Consider the following 20,436-nt stretch of genomic DNA (forward strand, 5'->3'; position numbering starts at 1 on the left):
ACGCCGTCCTCCCGGAAGCAGGGAGCAGATGTCGAGGGGAAGCGCATGAAACGGCTCACCGCCGGACCCAGAGCGCGCGATGTGCACGCTCTGGCCAATGTGGACACGTCGGTTCCCTTTCCGTCGGACAGCAGCATGAAGGAGCTGTTCGAACACCGTGCCCGGCGGAACGGCGGGGCGACCGCGCTCGTGCACGGCGACCGGCGGATGACCTACGCGGAGCTGAACGCGGCGGCCAACCGGCTGGCGGGGCACCTCGTCCGACAGGGGTGCCGGCGCGGTGACGTGGTGGGCGTGTGCGTGCGGCGGTCGTGCGAGCTCGTCGTCGCGCTGCTCGCGATCGTCAAGTGCGGGGCGGTGTACCTGCCGTTCGACCCGTCCTGGCCGGACGAGCGCCTGCACGTGATGTTCGGCATCGCCGGCTGCGACCGGGTGGTCACCGACCGGCAGGAGGTCCTGGCGGCGCGGCTGCCGCGGTGCCAGGTGACCGATGTGTCCTCTTCGGACGGTGACGGTGCCGCGGACCCCGCGGTCGCCGTGCTGCCCACGGACATCGCGTACGTCAACTTCACCTCGGGGTCGACCGGGCGGCCCAAGGGCGTGCCGATCCAGCACCGGTCGGTCGTCCGGCTGGTCCACGACGCCCGCTACACCCGGCTCGACGACAGGGCCGTCACCCTGTTCCTCGCGCCGGTCACCTTCGACGCGGCCACGTTCGAGATCTGGGGAGCGCTGCTCAACGGCGGCACGTGCGTGGTCTACCCCGGTGGTTTCGTCCGGCTGTCCGAGCTGCGCCGGGTGGTCCGCCGGCACGTGGTCAGCACGGTCTTCCTGACCACGGCGCTGTTCAACACGATGGTCGACGAGGACGTCGACGCCCTCGGCACCGTCGACACCGTTCTCACCGGCGGTGAGGCGCACTCGTTGCCGCACGTCGAAAAGGCGCTGGCGCACTACGGCGCGGGCCGGATCGTCAGCGTCTACGGCCCCACCGAATGCACCACGTTCGCCACCTACTACCCGCTCACCGGGCCGCAGCCGGAGGACCGGCCGCTGCCGATCGGGCGGCCGATCCAGAACACCCGCGTGCACCTCGTCCGCGACGACAGGCTGTGCGAGCCGGGTGAGACGGGTGAGGTGTGCCTGTCGGGTCCCGGCCTGTCCCCCGGTTACCTCGGGATGCCGGAGGAGACCGCGCGGCGGTTCGTGGACTGCGAGGTCGACGGCGTCACCGAACGCCTGTACCGCACCGGTGACCTCGCGTACTTCGAGGCGGACGGCGTGCTCGTGTTCCAGGGCCGTGACGACGACCAGGTCAAGGTCAACGGTCATCGCATCGAGCTGGGCGAGGTCCAGCACGTGCTGACCGGGCACCCGGACGTGCGCCAGGCCTTCGTCACCGTGCACGTCACCGGCACCGGCGAACGGGTGCTCATGGCTTTCGCCGTCTCGGACGCGCCGGCGGAGGCGTTGCGGGAGCACCTGGCGCACCGCCTGCCGCCGTACATGGTGCCCGCGGTGATCGAGGTCCGCGCGTCGCTCCCCCTGTCGGCGCACGGGAAGGTGGACCGCGAGGCCCTCCTGTCGTCACTGCGGTCCGGGTCATGAGCGACGACATCCGCCAAGAGATCCGGTCCGTCTTGGACGCGGTCGTGCTGCCGCACGCCGACAGCTGGGAGGAGCAGGGGCACATCCCGGCCGACGGGTGGCGTGCGCTGGCGGAGACCGGTCTGCTCTCCCTGCCGCACGAGGGCCCAGGCTTCCTGCGCAGCGCCGTGTTCCTGGAGGAGCTCGGCGGCACCGGGTACGCCGGCGTCCGCGCGGCCATCGGTGTCCACGCCTACATGGCACCCGCCTACCTGCGGATGTTCGGCACCGACGCCCAGCGGGCGGCCTGGCTCAGGCCGGACCGGATCGCCGCGCTGGCCATCACCGAGCAGAACGCGGGAACGGACCTGTCCTCGCTGTCCACAGTGGCCAAACCGGACGGTGCCGGTCACCGGCTGACCGGGGAGAAGTTCTACGTGGCCAACGGTTCCACCGCGGACTACTTCGTCGTGCTGGCCAAGACCCGTGAGGGCGGCACCACCCGCGTGCTGTCCGGGGCGAGCCTGTTCGTGGTGGACGGCCGCTCCCCCGGCATCACCCGGCACCCGCAGCGGACGCTCGGCTGGCGCGCGGCCGGCACGTGCCGGGTGTCGTTCGACGGGGTGGTCGCGGACGGGGTGATCGGCCGGCCGGACCGGGCGCTGCTGCAGCTGATGCCGGCGCTGGACTTCGAACGGCTGGTCGCCGGTCTGCTGGCGGTCGGCGGCGTCCGGCACTGCCTCGACCTGCTGCGGTCGTTCGTGCGGTCGCACCGGGTGCGCGGTGAGGCGCTGAGCGCCAACCAGGCGGTGCGGCACCGCCTGGCCGACCTGGACGCCCAGTTCGAGCTCGTGCGGGCCTTCGCCCACCGGCTGGCGGAGGAGCACTGCGCCGGGCGGCTGGACACCAAGGCCGCTGCCGTTCTCAAGCTCACGGCGACCGAGCTGGCGGTCGCGGCCGCACAGGCGTGCGTGCAGTTCCACGGGGCGCGGGGGTATCTCGACGACTCCGCGCCGGCCCGCCTGTACCGCGACGCGATGGCGGGAACCATCGCGGCCGGCGCGAGCGAGCTCATGCGTGACTTGATCTTCGAGTCGGGGCGATGAGGAGTGGAGACATGGGGAACTTGGACGCCGCAACGGTGAGCGGCCGCCTGCTGCTCGCCATGGCCGTGCTCACGGTCGCGGTGCGGGTCGTCGGCTGGGCGGTGAGCAAGATCGGCCAGCCGCGGGTGCTCGGGGAGATCGTCGCCGGCATCCTGCTGGGACCCAGCGTGCTGGGACTGGTGTGGCCGGAGATGATGGCCCACCTCTTCCCGCAGCAGGTGATCGCGGGGCTGAACGTGCTGGCCCAGACCGGCCTGGTGATGTTCATGTTCCTGATCGGCCTGGAGATCGACCTGAGGTCGCTGCGCGGGCAGGGGCGCAAGGTCACGGTCATCAGCCACGCGTCGCTGCTGGTGCCGATCGCGCTCGCGGTGCCGCTGGCGCTGTGGCTGTACCCCCGGTTCGGTGCGCAGACCGACCGGCTGGCGTTCTGCCTGTTCTTCGCCGCGGCCATGGCGATCACCGCGTTCCCCGTGCTCTCCCGGCTGTTGCGGGAGTCCGGCCTGATGCCCACCCGCGTGGGCGTGATCAGCCTGGTGTGCGCGGCGATCAACGACGTCTACGCGTGGATCATGCTGGCCGTCGTGGTCGCCGTGGCCAAGTCGACGGGCCTCGGGGACGTGCTGCTGACGCTCGCCCTGTCGACCGGCTACCTCGTCGTGATGTTCGCCGTGGTCCGGCCCCTGTTGCGGCGCCTGGGCCACCCGTCGATGTGGGTGATGGTCGCGGTGGCGATCCTGAGCGCCTGGACGACCGACCAGATCGGCATCCACGCGATCTTCGGCGGTTTCCTGGCCGGTGCCGTGATGCCGCGCGACCCCGAGTGGCAGCGCGGCGTCGAGGCGAAGCTCGAGAGCATGATCTCCGTGCTGCTGCTGCCGATGTTCTTCGGCCTGGTGGGGCTGTCCACCCGGATCGACCAGCTCACCACCGCCGCCCTCTGGCTGACCGCGCTGCTGGTCGTCGTGGTCGCCACGGCCGGCAAGCTCGGCGGCGCGGCGATCGCCGCGCGCCTGACCGGTGACCGGTGGACGGAGTCGCTGCTGATCGGCGTGCTCATGAACACGCGCGGGCTGACGGAGGTGGTGATCCTGACCGTCGGCGTGCAGCTGGGCGTGGTCTCCTCCTCCCTGTTCACGATCATGGTCCTGATGGCGCTGGCCACCACGTTCATGGCGGCACCGGTCATCACCGTGCTGCAGCGCCGCCTGGCGGACCCCCTCGTGACCGCCGATCCGCTGGCCGGCCGCGGCGCAGGAGCCGGTCGATGAGCCGGCCCGGTCAGGACGCCTGGCTGCGCGGCTTCTCGCCCAGCCCGGACAGCGAGGTCCGGGTCGTCTGCTTCCCGCACGCCGGTGGTTCGGCGAGCTACTACGTGCCGTTCGCCGAGCAGCTGTCCCCGGTGGCCGACGTGCTGGCCGTGCAGTACCCGGGCCGGCAGGACCGCAGGCACGAGCCGTGCATCGACGACATCGCCGTGCTGGCGGACCGGGTCGCCGAGGTCCTCGCACCGCACCTGGACCGCCCGACCATCTACTTCGGACACAGCATGGGCGCGACGCTCGCGTTCGAGGTCGCCCGCAGGACGACCGCGGCGCACCTCTTCGCGTCCGGCCGGCGTGCGCCGTCGTGCTGGCGCGACGAACGCGTGCACCAGCGCGACGACGACGGCCTGATCGCCGAGATGCGCGCGCTGAACGGCACGAGTTCCGCGCTGCTGCAGCACGAGAAGATCCTCCGCATGGTGCTCCCCGCGGTGCGCGCGGACTACCGGGCCGCGGAGACCTACCGGTACGCCGAGGGCCCGGACCTCACCGCGCCCGTCACCGTGCTGGTCGGCGACGACGACCCGCTGGTGACGCTGGACGAGGCCCGCGCCTGGCAGCGGCACACCACCGGGACGACGGAGCTGCACGTGCTGCCGGGTGGCCACTTCTTCTTGGAGGACCAGTGGCCCCGCATCACCGGCCTGGTCGGGGACGAGGTGCGCGGACTCGTGTCGTCGCGCGCGTGAGGACTCAGCCGGGCAGCAGACCGGAGTCCGCGAGCCACCTGTCGTCGTAGAGCGACTCCAGGTAGTTGCTGCCCAGGTCCGGTGCGATCGCCACGCACGTCAGGTCCTCGTCCCTGGACTCCAGCCACCGCAGCGCGCCGCTGACGACGGTGCCGGTCGACCCGCCGAACAGGTAGCCGTGCCGCACCAGCTCGTGGCACGTCCGGACGGTGTCGCTCTCCTCGACGTGCACGACGTCGTCGACGAGCGACTCGTCCAGGATCTGCGGGCGGACGCTCGTGCCCAGGCCCGGGATCAGCCGGGTGGCCGCGGGCGTGCCGAAGGTGACCGAGCCGACGCTGTCGACGGCGACGATGCGCACGGCCGGCTGGGTCTCGCGGAAGTACCGCGCACAGCCCATCAGGGTGCCGGTGGTGCCCGCGCCGATGAACAGCACGTCCAGGTCGGGGAACTCCTTGGCGATCTCGGGCGCCGTGGAGCGGTAGTGGCCCGTCCAGTTGCCGGGGTTGGCGTACTGGTTGAGCCAGACGAAGCCGGGGTTGTCGCGGCACAGCGCCTGCACGTGCGCGATCCGGGTGCCGAGGAACGCACCGGACGGATCCGGCTCGGACACCACGTGCACCTCGCTGCCCAGCGTCTCCATCGCGCGGCGGGCCGCACCGGTGCAGCGGACGTCGGTGACGCAGATGAACCGGTACCCCTTGCTGGCCGCCACGAGGCTGAGGGCGACGCCCATGTTGCCGGAGGAGGACTCGACCAGGGTCGAGCCGGGGGTGATGCGGCCGTCGCGTTCCATCGCGCCGACCATCTCCACCGCGGCCTTCAGCTTGATCGAGCCCGCGAAGTTGAAGCCCTCGCACTTGAGCAGCAGCCGCCGTCCGACGACCGGCCGCAGGTCCACGTACAAGTCCGCGACGTTGAACTCCAGCGGACTCGTGATGACAGCTGCCACACCGAAATCCCATCTCGTAGCCGACGCGCAAATCCTTTCCAGGGACGCCATATTTCCGCTATACGGACGGCCATAGGTGCGATACCGATGAAATATAGGCGCTCTCCGCAGGGTCGTTTTCACGACGAACCGGAGGGAGAGGCAGATGGGACACTGGGCTCCACTCGAGCTCGACCCGGCAGGCATCGGAGCCGAGCCAGGTCCACACGGGCTGGTCGACCATCTGCGCGGACGGGCCGACCTGGCCGGGCTGCTGGCGGCGAACAAGGCCCTGGTCTTCCGCGGTTTCCAGGTCACCACCGCGGAGCTCGACGAGGTGATGGACCTGCTGCTGCCCAACCGGCTCGCCTACGTCCACGGCAACTCGCCGCGCACGAAGGTCGGTCAGAACGTGTACACGTCCACGGAATACCCGCCGGAATTCGACATCTCCATGCACAACGAGATGTCGTACGCCCATCAATGGCCGGAACGGCTGATGTTCTTCTGCGACGTGGCACCGGAAACGGGTGGCGCGACCCCCGTGGTGGACGGGGTGCGCTGGCTGGGTTCCCTCGACGACGAGGTGCGCGAGGCGTTCGCGAAAGGCGTGCGGTACACGCAGAACCTGCACGGCGGCAAGGGCTTCGGCAAGAGCTGGCAGGACACGTTCGAGACCGGCGACCGGGACGTGGTCGAGGAGTTCCTCGGCACCTCCGGCAGCGAGTTCTCGTGGCGTGCCGACGGCGGGCTGCGGGTCAGCCAGGTGCGGCCCTCGACCGTGGAGCACCCGGTGACCGGTGACGAGGTCTGGTTCAACCAGGCCGACCAGTGGCACGCGGCCGGGCTCGGCGACGAGACCGCCGCGGCGCTGTACCAGATCATGTCCGAAGAGGACCTGCCGCAGTCGGTGACGTTCGCCGACGGCTCCCCCATCCCGGCGGAGCACGTGCGGCAGATCCGCGACCGCGGCCTGTCCGAGGCGGTCGACGTGAGCTGGCGCGCGGGCGACGTGCTGCTGATCGACAACGTGGCGGTCGGCCACGGCAGGCGGTCGTTCACCGGGCCGCGCCGCATCCTCGTCGCGATGTCGGACTGACCCCGTGTCGAGCGCCCAGCTCCACCACGAGCACCAGGCCGAGTCGCTGCGCCGCGCCGCCCGCCGGTTCGCCACCGGCGTGACGGTGGTGGCGGTGAGCGACGAGGGTCGTGACCACGCGCTGACCGCCAACTCGTTCGTCACGCTGTCGCTGCAGCCGGCCCTCGTGGGCGTGTCGGTCACGACGGGTGGCCGGATGCGCCTGCTCGCCGAACGCGCCCGCTACTTCGGCATCAGCGTCCTCGACGCCGGCCAGGAGGAGTACGCGCGGCACTACGCGAGCCGCGGCCGCGCCGGTGCTCCCGACCACCTCGTGCTGCGCACGCTGGGCAGCGTGCCCGCGCCGGTCGTGCCGGGCTGCGTCGCCTACTTCGTCTGCGAGTTCGCGCACACGCACCCGGTCGGCGACCACGACCTGATCATCGGCTCGGTGGTCGAGAGCCGCGTGGTCAGCGAGGAACGCGCGCCGCTCATCTTCCTCGACGGCAAGTTCAGCTGACTGGAGCCACCTGACATGACCCCGGTACCGCCCTTCGGCGGCCACTCCCTGTTCCTGTTCCTGGTCCAGGTCGCGGTGCTGCTCCTGCTGGCGCTGCTGACGGGCAGGCTCGCGATGCGGTTCGGGATGCCCGCGATCGTCGGCGAGCTGCTCACGGGCATCCTGCTCGGCCCGTCGCTGCTCGGCGCGGTGGCGCCCGGCTGGGCGGAGTGGCTGTTCCCGCACCAGGCGGAGCAGTTCCACGTGCTCGACGCGTTCGGGCAGATCGGGGTGCTGCTGCTGGTCGGCGTGACCGGGGTGTCGCTCGACCTCAAGCTCATCCGCAAGCGCGGCAGCACCGCGGCGAAGATCAGCATCCCCGGTCTGGTGATCCCGCTGGGCCTCGGCGTCGGCGCGGGATTCCTGGTGCCGTCGGCGCTGCTGGCAGGCTCCGGTGACCAGCGCGCGGTGTTCGCGTTGTTCCTCGGCATCGCCATGTGCGTCAGCGCGATCCCGGTGATCGCCAAGACCCTGATCGACCTGAAGCTGTTGCACCGCAACGTGGGCCAGCTGATCCTCATCTCCGGCACGGTCGACGACATGGTCGGCTGGCTCGGCCTGTCGCTGGTCACCGCGATGGCCACGACCGGCCTGCACGCGGGCACGGTCGCGCGGTCCGTCGGGTTCCTCGTGCTGTTCGTCGTGGTCTCGGTCGTCGTCGGCAGGCCGGTCGTGCGCGCGGTGATGCGGCGGGTGAGCGACGGCGCCACGATCGGTGCCGCGGTCGTGGTCCTGCTGACGATGAGCGCCGCCAGCCACCTCCTCGGCCTCGAAGCGGTGCTCGGCGCGCTCGTCGGCGGCATGCTGATCCGCAACGCGGGCGGCGACGTGCTGGAGAAGCTGCTCCCGTTGCGCACGGTCGTCATGACGTTCCTCGCGCCGGTCTTCTTCGCGATGGCCGGGCTGCGCATGGACCTCACCGCCCTCGTCCAGCCGTCCGTGCTCGTCGCCGCCGTGGTCCTGCTGCTGATCGCGGTCCTCGGCAAGTTCGCCGGCGCGTTCCTCGGCGCGTGGCTGAGCGGCCTCAACCGCTGGGAGGCGCTGGGGATCGGCGCCGGCATGAACGCGCGCGGTGTCGTCGAGGTCGTGGTCGCGATGGTCGGGCTGCGGCTGGGCGTGCTCAGCACCGAGATGTACACGATCGTCGTGCTGATCGCGATCGTCACGTCGCTGATGAGCCCGCCGATCCTGCGTGCCGCGGCCGCCCGCATCGAGGTGACCGCGAGCGAGCGGCTGCGGTTGAGCGAGTACGAGCCCCCGTCGCGGCAGCAACCCGCCGCCGACCCCGCCTGAGGAAGGACACCCCGTGCTGCCTCCCCCCTTCACCGTCATCTCCGGCGCGCAGGTCCGCAAGGTCCTGACCGGTGCCGAGAAACAGGTCACCGACGTGGTCGAGGCCGCGTACCGGCTGCACGGCGACGGCCGGACGGTGAACCCGGACTCGTACTTCCTGCGCTTCCCCGACCGGCCGTCAGCGCGGATCATCGCGCTGCCCGCGTCGCTGGGCGCGGTGCACGGCATCAAGTGGATCTCCAGCTTCCCGGAGAACGTCGCGGGCGGACTTCCGCGCGCCTCCGCAGTGCTGATCCTCAACGACGCCGAGACCGGGTACCCGTTCGCCTGCGTGGAGGCGTCGGTCATCAGCGCCGCCCGCACCGCCGCGTCCGCCGCCCTCGCGGCCGTGCGGCTCAGCGCCGCGCGCGGTGTCCGGCCCACCCGCGTGGGTTTCGTCGGCGCGGGGCTGATCGCGCGGTACGTGCACACCTACCTGCTGGCCAACGGGTTCGCGTTCGACGAGGCCGGTGTGCACGACCTGTCCCCCGAGCACGCCGACGGGTTCGCCGCCTACCTGCGCCGGTCCGGACCGGTCGTGGTGCACGACCGGTCCGAGGACCTCATCCGCTCGTCGGACCTCGTCGTGTTCGCGACGGTGGCCGGCGAACCGCACGTGCACGACCCGGCGTGGTTCGCGCACAACCCGCTGGTGCTGCACCTGTCGCTGCGGGACCTGTCGCCCGAGGTGGTCCTCGCGTCCTGCAACGTCGCCGACGACGTCGAGCACTGCATGAAGGCGAACACCTCACCGCACCTGACCGAGCAGCGCACCGGGGACCGCTCCTTCATGGCGGGTGACATGCGCGCGCTGCTGGCGGGCGAGATCGACGTGCCGGCGGACCGGCCGGTGGTGTTCTCGCCGTTCGGGCTGGGCGTGCTGGACCTCGCGGTGGCGGTGCACGTCCACGAGCACGCGGGCGGGCTCGTCGTGGACGGGTTCTTCGACGAGCTGAAGCGCCACGGCTGAGGGGGAGGCATGACCGAGCGACTGCCGCTGTCGGCGGCACAACGGGGTGTGTGGTTCGCGCACCAGCTGGACCCGACCGGGCAGCTGTTCAACTGCGCCGAGTACCTGGCCGTGGACGGTCAGCTGGACGTCGGCGTGTTCACCGCGGCGTGGAACCGGCTGCGCGCCGAGGCCGACGCGCTGCGGATCACCGCGCTCGACCGGGCCGACGGCGAGCTCTGGCAGTTCGTCGCACCCGGCGGCGACGCGCCGCTGCCGTTCTTCGACCACACCGGCCACGCCGATCCCGAGGGCGACGCGCTGCGGTGGATGCGCGCGGACACGACCGGTGCGGTCGACCTGGCCGTGCCGCCGATCTCGGCGTTCGCGCTGTTCAAGGTGTCCGACTCGCGCTTCCTCTTCTACTACCGCATGCACCACGCGGTCGTCGACGGGTACGGGGTGCAGCTGATCGGCACCCGGCTCGCGGAGCTCTACACGTCACTGGTGTCCGATGTGGACGGCGGGACGCCCTGCACGTCGTTCGAGCACATCCTCACCGAGGACCTGGCCTACCGGGCCTCCGCGCAGTTCGAGCAGGACCGCGAGTACTGGATGAAGCGGTTCGGCGACCAGCCCGCGCAGATGCGGGTGCTCGGCGACGTGCCGCCCGGCGCCGATCCCGCGTCGCTGCCGCTGCGGCTCAGCCGGGTCGCGGAGCTGGCACCCGCGCACGTCTCGGCGTTGCAGCAGGCCGCCGCGGCGACGGGGTCGACGTGGCAGGTGGTCGTGCTCGCCGCGGTCGCGGCCTACGTGCACCGCGTCACCGACCGCAGGGACGTGGTCATCGGCATGCCGGTCGCGGGGCGGCGCAGCACGGTGTCGCGGCGTGCGCCCGGCATGGCGACGAACTCCGTCGCGCTGCGGATGGACGTCTCCGCGGCCGAGAGCCTCACGGACCTGGTGCCCCGCATGGCCGAGGTCGTGCGCGCGGCGCTGCGGCACGAGCGCTACCGCGCGGAGGACCTGCGCCGCGACCTCGGGCTCGACGGCAGCGAGCAGGCGTTCATCGGACCGATGGTCAACTTCATGCCGTACGACCGCACGCTGCGGTTCGGTGCCGCGACGGCCACGACGCACAACCTGGCGTCGGGCCCGATCGTGGACCTCTCGCTGGGCGTGCGCGGTCAGGTGGGCGGCCAGATGTCGCTCGTGTTCGAGGCGAACCCGCAACACCACAGCCTGTCCGGGTTCCTGGCCCACCGCGACCGGCTGTCCGCGTTCCTCCGTGCGGTGACCGCGGACCCGGCGCGGCCGATCGGTGCCGTGTCGCTGCTGTCCGTCGTGGAACGACGCGACCTGCTCGTCGACCGCAACGCCACCGCGCGCGACCTGCCGGGCGAGACCGTGCCCGAGCTCGTGGCCCGCCAGGCCGCCCGCACCCCCGGCGCACCGGCCGTGCGGTTCGGCGACCGCACCCTCACCTACGGCGAGCTGGGCGCACGCGCGTCGGCGCTCGCCGCCGGGCTGGTCGCACGCGGGATCGGCGCCGAGGACCTCGTGGCGGTCGCGCTGCGCCGCTCGCCCGAGCTGGTCGTGGCGATGCTCGGGGTGCTGCGGGCCGGTGCCGCGTACGTGCCGGTCGACCCCGAGTACCCGGCCGAACGCGTCGCGTACCTGCTCGGCGACCTCCAGCCGGCGGTGGTCATCGACGACGCCGCGTTCGACGATCCCGGGTTCAGCGGTCCCTCCACGGCGACCCCGCCCGCCCCTCGCGGCGAACACGCGGCCTACGTCGTCTACACGTCCGGGTCGACCGGTGCCCCGAAGGGTGTCGTCGTACCGCACGACGCGATGCGCAACTTCGTGCTGGACCACGCCGAACGCTTCGGCGTGACCGAACGCAGCCGGGTGCTCCAGTTCGTCTCGCCCAGCTTCGACGTGGCCGTGGGCGACATCTGGCCGACGCTCGTGTCGGGTGGCTGCCTGGTGCTCGCACCGGACGGGCAGGACCTCGCCGGGCTGCTGCGGTCGGAGCGGGTCACGCACGCCACCATCCCGCCGGTCATGCTCGCGCAGCTGCCGTCCGACGGGCTGCCCGACCTGCGGTTGCTGATCACCGGCGGGGAGCCGCCCGACCAGGACGTGGTGCGGCGGTGGGCGTCGGGCCGGCGGATGGTGAACGTCTACGGCGTCACCGAGGCCGCGGTGGCCAGCACGACCTGCCCGCTCACCCCGGGGGACGGGGCGCCGATCGGCAAGCCCGTCGCGAACACGCGGGTGTACGTGCTGGACTCGCGGCTGGAACCCGCGCTGCCCGGTGTCGAGGGCGAGCTGTACCTCGCCGGGGACGGGCTGGCGCGCGGGTACCTGCGCCGGGCCGCGTTGACGGCCGAGCGGTTCGTGCCGTGCCCGTTCGGGCCGCCGGGTGCGCGGATGTACCGCACCGGCGACCTGGTGCGGTGGCGGCCGGACGGCAACCTGGAGTACCGCGTCCGCGCCGACGACCAGGTCAAGATCCGCGGGTTCCGGGTCGAGCTCGGCGAGCTGGAGGCCGTGCTGCTCCGTCATCGCGCGGTCCGGTCCGCGGTCGCCGTGGTGCGGCTGGACGAGGGGCGCAAACGGCTCGTCGCGTACGTGGTGCCGGACGGTGCGGTCACCGCGGAGGAGCTGCGCGAGCACGCCGCGCGCCTGGTGCCCGACTTCATGGTGCCGGCCGCCGTGGTGCTGCTGGACGAGCTGCCGGTCACCCCGAACGGCAAGGTGGACCGCAGGCTCCTGGTCGCGCCGGACTTCTCCTCGACCGACGACGCCACCCCCGAGGACGGGCGGGAGGCCCTGCTGTGCGGGCTGTTCGCGCAGGCGCTCGGGGTGGCCCGCGTGGGTCCGCAGGACTCGTTCTTCGACCACGGCGGCGACAGCATCATGGTGTTCCCGCTGGTGGCGAACGCGGCCGCGGCGGGACTGGAGTTCACCGCGCGGGAGGTGTTCCAGCACCCGACGCCGGCCCGGCTCGCGCGGGTGGCCAGGGACGTCCTGACCGCGGCGGGCACCGGCCCGTTCCCTCCGACCCCCGAGCCTCGCGCGGCTGGGCACCCGGTTGGACGGCCTGCACCAGTCGGTGGTCGTGCCGGTGCCGCTCGGCACCCGGCTGAAGGCGGTGACCTCGGTCGTCGACACCCTCGTCGCGCACCACGAGGCGCTGCGGATGCGCGTGCTGGCGGACGGGACGTGGGAGGTCGCCGACGCCGCTGCCGACTGCCTGAACCGCGTGCTGCTCGTCGGTGACCCCGAGCCGGAGGTCGTGGACGCCGAACGGGCGGCGGCCGCCGAACGCCTCTCCCCCGCCGACGGACGGGTCGTCCAGGCGGTGTGGTTCGACTCCGGTCCCGCGCACCCCGGTCGGTTGCTGCTGGTGCTGCACCACCTGCTCGCCGACGGCGAGTCGTGGCGGACCTTGCTGTCCGACCTGGACGCGCTGTGGTCCGGGGCCGCGCTGCCCGCCGCCGTCCCGTTGCGCGACCACGTGTCGGGCACGCCGGGCGGGCCGGTGGACGCGGGTCCCGTGCGGACGGTGGAGATCACGCTGCCCGACGCCGACTGGGACTCGCTGGCCGAGCGGTACCGGGTGGACCGGGCCGACGTCGTGCTGGCCGGGCTCACCCAGGCGGTGACCGAACCGTGCCTCGCCGAGGCGCCGCGCTCCACCGGGCCGGTCGGGCGGATCGCCGCCCGGGTGCCCGTGCACTGCGCGTGGGCGCCGGCGGAGAAGGCGTTGCGGCAGGTCAAGGAACAGCGGCGGGGCGGCGGCGCCGACGCGCACCCGCGGATCGCGTTCCGCGACCTCGGCGAGCTGCCGGCCGAGTCGTTCACCTGCACCCCCGATCCGGGACACGCCCTGGCGTGCACCACGTTCTCCGTCGGTGGCGTGCTGCGCGCACAGCTGGCGTGGCGCGAGTCCGCGTTCTCGGAGGCGGACGTGCACGAGTTCGCCGACCAGTGGCGTGCCGCGCTCGGCGACCTGGCCGCGTTGCGGGGCCGGGCCGCGCTGACACCGGCGGACGTGCCGCTCACCGGCCTCACCCGGGCCGAGCTCGACGCGATCACCGCCGCGCACCCGGACGTGACCGACGTGCTGCCGGTGTCACCGCTGCAGGCGGGGTTCGTGTTCCTGCACGCGGTGTCCGGGCAGCACGCGGACTCCTACGTCTCGCAGCTGCGGTTCGACCTGGAGGGCCCGTTCGACGCCGCACGGATGCGGGCGGCGGCCACGGCGTTGCTGCGGCGGCACCCGAACCTGCGGGCGGCCTTCCGCGACGACGTCCAGATCGTGTGCTCGGACGTCACGCTGCCGTGGCGCGAGACCGCGTGCACGGCCGGCGACGCCGACCGGATCGCGGCCCGGGAGCGCGCCGAGGGGTTCGACCTCACCCGCCCGCCGCTGGTCCGGTTCCACGTGCTGCGCTTCGGCGAGCACCACCACCGGCTGCTGCTGACCGCCCACCACGTGCTGTGGGACGGCTGGTCGACCGGGCTGATCGTGCGCGAGCTGTTCGAGCGGTACGCGCAGGACACCGAACCCCGTCCCGGCCCGCCCTACTCCGACTACCTGCGGTGGCTGGCCGGCCAGGACCTCGACGAGTCGCGCCGGGCCTGGGTCGCGGCGCTGGAGGGCTTCTCCGCGCCGACGCTCGTGGCACCCGGCGCACCGCCTGCCCGCGAACGGCAGGAACAGGTCAGGACCGACCTCGACGCCACGACGACGGCCGCGCTCGCCCGCATCCCCGGTGTCACGCTGAACACGGTGGTGCAGGCGGCGTGGGCGACCGTGCTGGGCCAGGTGACCGGGCGCGACGACGTGGCGTTCGGCTGCTCGGTGTCGGGCCGGCCGCCGCACCTGCCGGGCATCGAGCGGATGGTCGGGCTGCTGACCAACACGGTCCCCGTGCGCGTGCGGCTGGGCCCCGACCTGCTGCCCCGGCTGCAGGCCGAGCAGGCGGCCCTGATCCCGCACCACCACCTGGGGCTGGCCGACATCGGCCGCGACCTGTTCGACACGGCGATCATGTTCGTCAACTACTCCTTCGACCGCGCCGAGTGGGCGGACGCGCTGCCGGAGGAGCTGCGGCTGACCGGGTTCGAGGTCGAGGACGAGACCCACTACCCGCTGCGGCTCGCCGCGGTGCCCGGTGAACGGCTGCACCTGCGGCTCGGCTACCGGCCCGACCTGTTCCGCCCGGCCGAGGCACGGCGGTTGCTCGACCGCCTGGTCCACGTGCTCGGCACCTTCGCCGACTGAGGGGACACCCCGTGCGCGACGTGTACATCAAGGGAATCGGCGTTCACCTGCCGCCGGTGGTCGGCATCGAGTCGGCCGTCGCGCAGGGGCTCTACCCCGCGGAGGAGGTGGAGCTGCACCAGCTCGCCGGCGCCGCCGTCGCGGGTGAGGTGCCCGCGCCGGAGATGGCCCTGCTCGCGGCGCAGGACGCGTTCAAGCGCACCGGCCACGACCCGCACGACGTCGGTGTGCTGCTGTACGCCGACTCGTGGCACCAGGGCCCGGACGGCTGGCAGCCGCAGTACCACCTGCAACGGCACCTGCTCGGCGGTGACGTGCTCGCGGTCGAGGTGCGCATGGGGTGCAACGGGATGTTCGGCGCGCTGGAGCTGGGTGCGGCGCACGTGCTGGCCGGCCGCGGGAACGCCTTGCTGGTGGCGTCGGACAACTTCGGCACCCCGATGATGGACCGGTGGCGGATGGGCCCCGGCTACGTCGCCGGTGACGCGGCGTCGGCCGTGATCCTGTCACGGGAACCGGGTTTCGCCCGGCTCCTCGCGGTCGCCTCGGTGGCCGTGCCCGAGGCGGAGCAGATGCACCGGGGCGACGAGCCGCTGTTCCCGCCGGGACCGACGGTCGGCGCACCGCTCGACTTCGTGGCGCGCAACGCCGCGTACAAGAGCCGGATGGTCTCCTCCGGGGAGGGCACCGGCGCGCTGATCCGCATCCACCAGCAGACGCTGTCCGTCGTGGAGCGCGTGCTCGACGAGGCCGGCATCGGTCTCGGCGACGTCACGCGCGTGGCGTACATGAACTACTCGCGGGAGATCGTCGAGCAGCGGTGCATGGCCGCGCTCGGGCTCGGCATGTCCCGCTCCACCTGGGAGTTCGGCCGCACGGTCGGCCACCTCGGCGCGAGCGACCAGGTCGTGTCGCTCGACCACCTGCTGTCCGCGGGCGAGCTCGGACCGGGCGACCACCTGCTGATGCTCGGGGTCGGTCCCGGCGTGACGCTGTCCGCCGCGGTGGTCGGCATCGACCACCCCGCCCCCTGGCTGGACTCGCCGGAACAACCGTGAGCACACCACCGGTGGGCCGTGACCGGCGGCTCGGTCCCGCGGTCACGCCCTCCGCCGTCGGGATCGAGAATGCGAGGAAAGTCATGAGCACACCACCGGTGGCCGTGATCGGCGTCGGCTGCAGGTTCGCGGGCGGCGCCGATGGCCCGGCCGCGTTCTGGGACATGCTGGTCTCCGGCCGGGACGGTGTCGGCGACCTGCCGGAGGGCCGGTGGCGCGCCTACGACGGCTCGTTCCCCGCGGAGCTGCGCCGCGCCGCCGTTCCCGGCGGCTTCCTGGACGACGTCTCCGGGTTCGACTCCGGCTTCTTCGGGCTCACCCCGCGCGAGGCCGAGCTGATGGACCCGCAGCAGCGGCTGCTGCTGGAGGTGGCGTGGGAGGCGCTGGAGCACGCCGGCATCCCGCCGCGGTCGCTCGCGGGCGGTGACACCGGCGTGTTCGTCGGCATCGGGTCCGACGACTACGGCCGCCGGATGCTGGAGGACCTGCCCTCGATCGAGGCGTGGACCGGCATCGGCAGCGCGCTGTGCGCGGCGGCCAACCGCATCTCCTACGCGCTCGACCTGCACGGGCCGAGCCTCGCCGTCGACACCGCGTGCTCGGCGTCGCTGGTCGCGACGCACCTGGCGAGCAGGGCGCTGGCCGACGGGGAGTGCGGCATCGCGCTGGTCGGCGGTGTGAACCTGATCATCGGGCCGGGGCTGACGCTCACCCTCGACGCCGCCGGGGCGACCTCGCCCGACGGCCGGTGCAAGCCGTTCTCCGCCGACGCCAACGGTTACGGGCGCGGCGAGGGCGGCGGCGTCCTCGTGCTCAAGCTGCTCGACGACGCGCTGCGCGACGGCGACCGGGTCCTGTCGGTGATCCGCGGGTCGGCCGTGCACCAGGACGGGCGCACCAACGGCATCATGGCGCCGTCCGGTTCCGCGCAGGAGGCGCTGCTGCGGGAGGCCTGCTCCCGCGCGGGCGTCGAACCGTCCTCCGTGGACTACGTCGAGGCGCACGGCACCGGCACCCGGCTCGGCGACCCGCTGGAGGCCGGCGCGCTGGCGGCCGTCTACGGGGCCGGGCGGACCGAGCCGGTGCGGATCGGGTCGGTCAAGCCCAACATCGGGCACCTGGAGGCGGGCGCCGGGATCGCGAGCCTCATCAAGGCCTCGCTCGCCCTGCACCACGGCGAGCTGCCGCCGAGCCTCAACTGCGCCACCCCCAACCCGGCGATCGACTGGGCCACGTCCGGACTGCTGGTCAACACCACCCGCACGCCGTGGCGGCGCGGGGACCGGGTGCGCCGCGCCGGGGTCTCCGGGTTCGGGTACGGCGGCACCATCGGGCACGTCGTGCTGGAGGAGGCACCCGTGCGTGCGGCGGTGGCCGCACCGGACGACGCGCCCCGGCTGTTCCCCGTGTCCGCCGCCTCCCAGGACGCCCTGCGTGCCTTCGCCGACCGGCTCGCCGGGCACGGCGACCTCACCGCGGCCGGCCACACGCTCGCCCACCGCCGGTCACACCTCCCGCACCGCGCCACCGTGGTCGCCCAGACCGCCGAGGAGCTGGCCGAGGGCCTGCGCGAGGTCGCGGCCGGTGAACGACTGCCGAACCCGGTCCCGTCGAACCCCGGCACCGGGCTGGTGTGGGTGTTCTCCGGGCACGGCGCGCAGTGGCCGGGCATGGGCAGGGAACTGCTCGACAGCTCACCGGAGTTCGCCGCGGCCGTCGCCGAGCTGGAACCGGTCTTCCTGGAGGAGATCGGCTTCTCCCCCACCCAGGTGCTGCGCGACGGCGACTTCGACACGATCGACCGCATCCAGACGATGATCTTCGTGGTCCAGGTGGGCCTGTCCGCGGTGTGGCGGTCGTACGGCGTCACACCGGACGCGGTGATCGGTCACTCGGTCGGCGAGATCGCGGCCGCGGTCGCCTGCGGCGCGCTGACCCCGCAGGACGGTGCCCGGCTGAGCTGCCGCCGTTCCGCGCTGCTGCGCCGCGTCGCCGGGCAGGGTGCGATGGCGATGACGTCGCTGTCGTTCGAGGAGGCGGGTGAGCGCCTCGGTGGCCGCACGGACGTCGTCGCCGGCATCTCCGCCTCGCCGTCCTCGTCCGTGGTCTCCGGCTCGCCCGCCGCGATCGACGCCCTCATCGCCGAGTGGGACGACGTCCAGGTCCGGCGGGTCGCCTCCGACGTGGCGTTCCACAGCCCGCAGATGGACGCGCTCACCGCCGGCCTCGCCGCGGCCGCGAGCGACCTGGAGCCGCGCGAACCGCAGATCCCCATGTACTCCACCGCTCTGCCCGACCCGCGGTCGACCGGGCTGCTGCACGGCGACTACTGGGCCGCGAACCTGCGCAACCCGGTGCGCCTGCTGGACGCGACCCGTGCCGCGATCGAGGACGGCTACCGGCGGTTCGTCGAGGTCTCGGCCCACCCGGTCGTCGCGCACTCGCTGACCGAGACGCTCGGCGACGAGGAGGCGTTCGTCGGGATCACGTTGCGGCGCAACAAGCCCGAGCAGGTCTCGGTGCTCACGGCGGTCGGTGCCGCGTTCTGCGCCGGTGTCGACGTCGACTGGGACCGCCTGCACCCCGCCGGTGACCTCGCCGACCTGCCCGTGCGCGCCTGGCAGCACACGCCGCACTGGCACGAGTCCTCGGTCAGCGGCGCACCGCAGCAGCACGACCCGGCCGACCACGCCCTGCTCGGTGCCCCCGTGCCGGTGGCGGGCCGCCCGGACCTGACGCTGTGGTGCACCGCGCTCGACGACGCCAACCGCCCGTACCCCGGCAGCCACACCATCCACGGCACCGAGATCGTCCCGGCCGCGGTGCTGGTCAACACCTTCTTCCTGGCAGCGGGCGTGACAGCGGTCCGCGACGTCGACCTGCGGCTGCCGGTGCGCGGCGGTGAGATCCAGGTCGTGCGCGACGGCAACGGCCTGCGGATCGCCGCGAAGGCCTCGGACAGCTGGCTCACCCACTGCACCGCCGCACTCGGCCCGGTCGCCGGCCTCCCGGCCCGGCTGCCGAAGCTGCCCAGGGGCTCCGCACCGCTGCCGCCCGGCCACGTCCGCGCCCACCTGCGTTCGGTGGGCGTCCCGGACATGGCGTTCGAGTGGACCGTCGAGGAGCTGCTGCGCACCGACACCGTCCTGCGCGCACGCGTGCTGGCCGACGGCTCGTGGCCGGCGGTGCTCGACGCCGCGCTGTCCATCGCCCCCGCCGCGTTCCCCGGTCCCGCCGAGCTGCGGATGGTCGCCGGGATCGGTTCCGTCCAGGTCTCCGGCACGCCGACGGCCGCGGTGGACGTCCAGGTGTCCGTCACGTCGGCCGACACCGTCGACGTCCTCGTCGCCGACAGCGGTGGGACCGTGCGGGCGCAGCTGACCGGTCTGCGGTACGGCGGCATGACCGAGCAGGCCGCCCCGGCGGACCTGGTGCACGAGATCGGCTGGCGACCCCTGGAGCTCGGCCCCTCCCGCGAGGTGGTGCCCGGCGTCACGGACGAGCTGTTCTTCGCCCCGAGCGACGGGGAGCCGGCCGCCATCGCCTGGAAGCTGCTGGAGGAGGCCCACCGGCTGTCCACGATGGACAGCCCGCCGCGGTTGTGGTGCGTCACGACCGGGGTGCGGGAAAGCGCGACACCGCAGGCACTCGCGCAGTCCGTGCTGTGGGGGCTGGGCCGGGTGCTCGCGAGCGAGTACGAGGAGCTGTGGGGCGGCGTCGTCGACCTGCCCGCCGACGGCTCCACCGCGCGGCTGCACGAGGTGATCGGCTCGGCGCCGGCAGCGGACGTCATCTCGCTGCGGTCTGGGGTCGAGACGGCCACGCTGCTGCCGACCACCCGGGAACCCTCCCACACCCCGCTGACGTGCCGCCCGGACGGCACGTACCTGGTCACCGGCGGTCTGGGCGTGCTGGGTCTGGAGGTCGCCCGGTGGCTGGCCGAGCGCGGCGCGCGGCGGCTCGTGCTCGTGGGCCGCACCCCGTTCCCCGCGCGCCGGGACTGGGCAGCGCACCCCGACCAGCGCCAGGTCGAGGCGATCCGCGGGCTCGAGAGCGCCGGCGTGACCGTCCACTGCGTCGCACTGGACATCACCGATCCCGCGGCCGTGACGTCGTTGCGGGAGCTGGACCTGCCGCCGATCAGCGGGATCGTGCACGCCGCGGGTGTGCTGGACAACCGCATGGCCGCCGACGTCGACCTCGCCTCGATGCGGGCGGTGCTGGCCCCGAAGGTCACCGGTGCGTGGAACCTGCACCAGGCGTTCCCGGTGGGGAGCCTCGACTTCTTCGTCCTGTTCTCGTCGTGCGGCCAGCTGCTCGGCCTCCCCGGCCAGGCGACGTACGGTGCGGCCAACGCGTTCCTCGACGCGCTGGCCGCCCACCGACCCGACGTCACCAGCCTGGGCTGGACGTCGTGGCGCGGCCAGGGCATGGCGGTCAACGCCTCCGTCGACCGCCAGCTCGCCGCACGCGGCGTGGGCGACATCTCCGCCGCCGAGGCGTTCCGCGCGTGGGACCACGCG

12 protein-coding genes and 1 pseudogene are annotated in these 20,436 nt (G+C 73.0%); 12 read left to right on the forward strand and 1 reads right to left on the reverse strand.

The window, feature by feature from the left end; translation table 11 throughout:
- Positions 1-135: 135 nt before the first annotated feature.
- From ACVDFE_RS27380 to ACVDFE_RS27395, 4 genes are read left to right on the forward strand one after another with little or no spacing between them, the layout of a single operon-like run.
- Positions 136-1,608 carry an amino acid adenylation domain-containing protein gene (locus ACVDFE_RS27380; RefSeq protein WP_458432384.1) on the forward strand — a complete coding sequence of 491 codons (1,473 nt, stop codon included), beginning with the start codon at positions 136-138 and terminating at the stop codon, positions 1,606-1,608.
- A complete protein-coding gene (locus ACVDFE_RS27385; protein WP_458432385.1) occupies positions 1,605-2,693 on the forward strand; it encodes an acyl-CoA dehydrogenase family protein in 1,089 nt (362 codons plus the stop codon). Before ACVDFE_RS27380 ends, ACVDFE_RS27385 begins: the two co-directional genes overlap by 4 nt.
- An 11-nt stretch (positions 2,694-2,704) precedes the next feature.
- Complete coding sequence (locus ACVDFE_RS27390) at positions 2,705-3,964, forward strand: cation:proton antiporter domain-containing protein (protein ID WP_458432386.1); 1,260 nt, start codon at positions 2,705-2,707, stop codon at positions 3,962-3,964.
- Positions 3,961-4,707: a thioesterase II family protein gene (locus ACVDFE_RS27395; protein WP_360383721.1), complete on the forward strand. Its 747-nt coding sequence runs from the start codon at positions 3,961-3,963 to the stop codon at positions 4,705-4,707. The genes ACVDFE_RS27390 and ACVDFE_RS27395 overlap by 4 nt, the downstream gene beginning before the upstream one ends.
- 4 nt (positions 4,708-4,711) lie before the next feature.
- On the opposite strand, the gene sbnA is transcribed toward ACVDFE_RS27395, so the two are convergent.
- Complete coding sequence (sbnA, locus tag ACVDFE_RS27400; RefSeq protein ID WP_360383724.1) at positions 4,712-5,659, reverse strand: 2,3-diaminopropionate biosynthesis protein SbnA; 948 nt, start codon at positions 5,657-5,659, stop codon at positions 4,712-4,714.
- A gap of 145 nt (positions 5,660-5,804) precedes the next feature.
- Between sbnA and ACVDFE_RS27405 the strand changes: the two genes are divergently transcribed.
- The 8 genes and pseudogenes from ACVDFE_RS27405 to ACVDFE_RS27440 all read left to right on the forward strand — a co-directional run.
- Entirely contained in the window at positions 5,805-6,737 is a 933-nt protein-coding gene (locus tag ACVDFE_RS27405; RefSeq protein WP_360383727.1) for a TauD/TfdA family dioxygenase, read from the forward strand.
- 4 nt (positions 6,738-6,741) lie between these two features.
- On the forward strand, positions 6,742-7,236 hold the full coding sequence (locus tag ACVDFE_RS27410) for a flavin reductase family protein (RefSeq protein ID WP_458432387.1): 495 nt from the start codon (positions 6,742-6,744) through the stop codon (positions 7,234-7,236).
- A 15-nt stretch (positions 7,237-7,251) separates the two neighbouring features.
- A complete protein-coding gene (locus ACVDFE_RS27415) occupies positions 7,252-8,568 on the forward strand; it encodes a cation:proton antiporter (protein WP_360383731.1) in 1,317 nt (438 codons plus the stop codon).
- Between the two features lie 13 nt (positions 8,569-8,581).
- Positions 8,582-9,577, forward strand: a complete 996-nt coding sequence (gene sbnB / locus ACVDFE_RS27420; protein ID WP_458432388.1) for a 2,3-diaminopropionate biosynthesis protein SbnB — start codon at positions 8,582-8,584, stop codon at positions 9,575-9,577.
- Positions 9,578-9,586: 9 nt separating this feature from the next.
- Entirely contained in the window at positions 9,587-12,844 is a 3,258-nt protein-coding gene (locus tag ACVDFE_RS27425) for an amino acid adenylation domain-containing protein (RefSeq protein ID WP_458432389.1), read from the forward strand.
- Positions 12,765-14,855: a condensation domain-containing protein gene (locus ACVDFE_RS27430; RefSeq protein ID WP_458434405.1), complete on the forward strand. Its 2,091-nt coding sequence runs from the start codon at positions 12,765-12,767 to the stop codon at positions 14,853-14,855. The genes ACVDFE_RS27425 and ACVDFE_RS27430 overlap by 80 nt, the downstream gene beginning before the upstream one ends.
- 11 nt (positions 14,856-14,866) lie before the next feature.
- Complete coding sequence (locus ACVDFE_RS27435; RefSeq protein ID WP_458432390.1) at positions 14,867-15,913, forward strand: ketoacyl-ACP synthase III family protein; 1,047 nt, start codon at positions 14,867-14,869, stop codon at positions 15,911-15,913.
- An 83-nt stretch (positions 15,914-15,996) separates the two neighbouring features.
- Positions 15,997-20,322: pseudogene (locus ACVDFE_RS27440) on the forward strand (type I polyketide synthase); the annotation flags it as partial.
- Positions 20,323-20,436: the final 114 nt, after the last annotated feature.

It is taken from the genome of Lentzea chajnantorensis, from assembly GCF_054300775.1.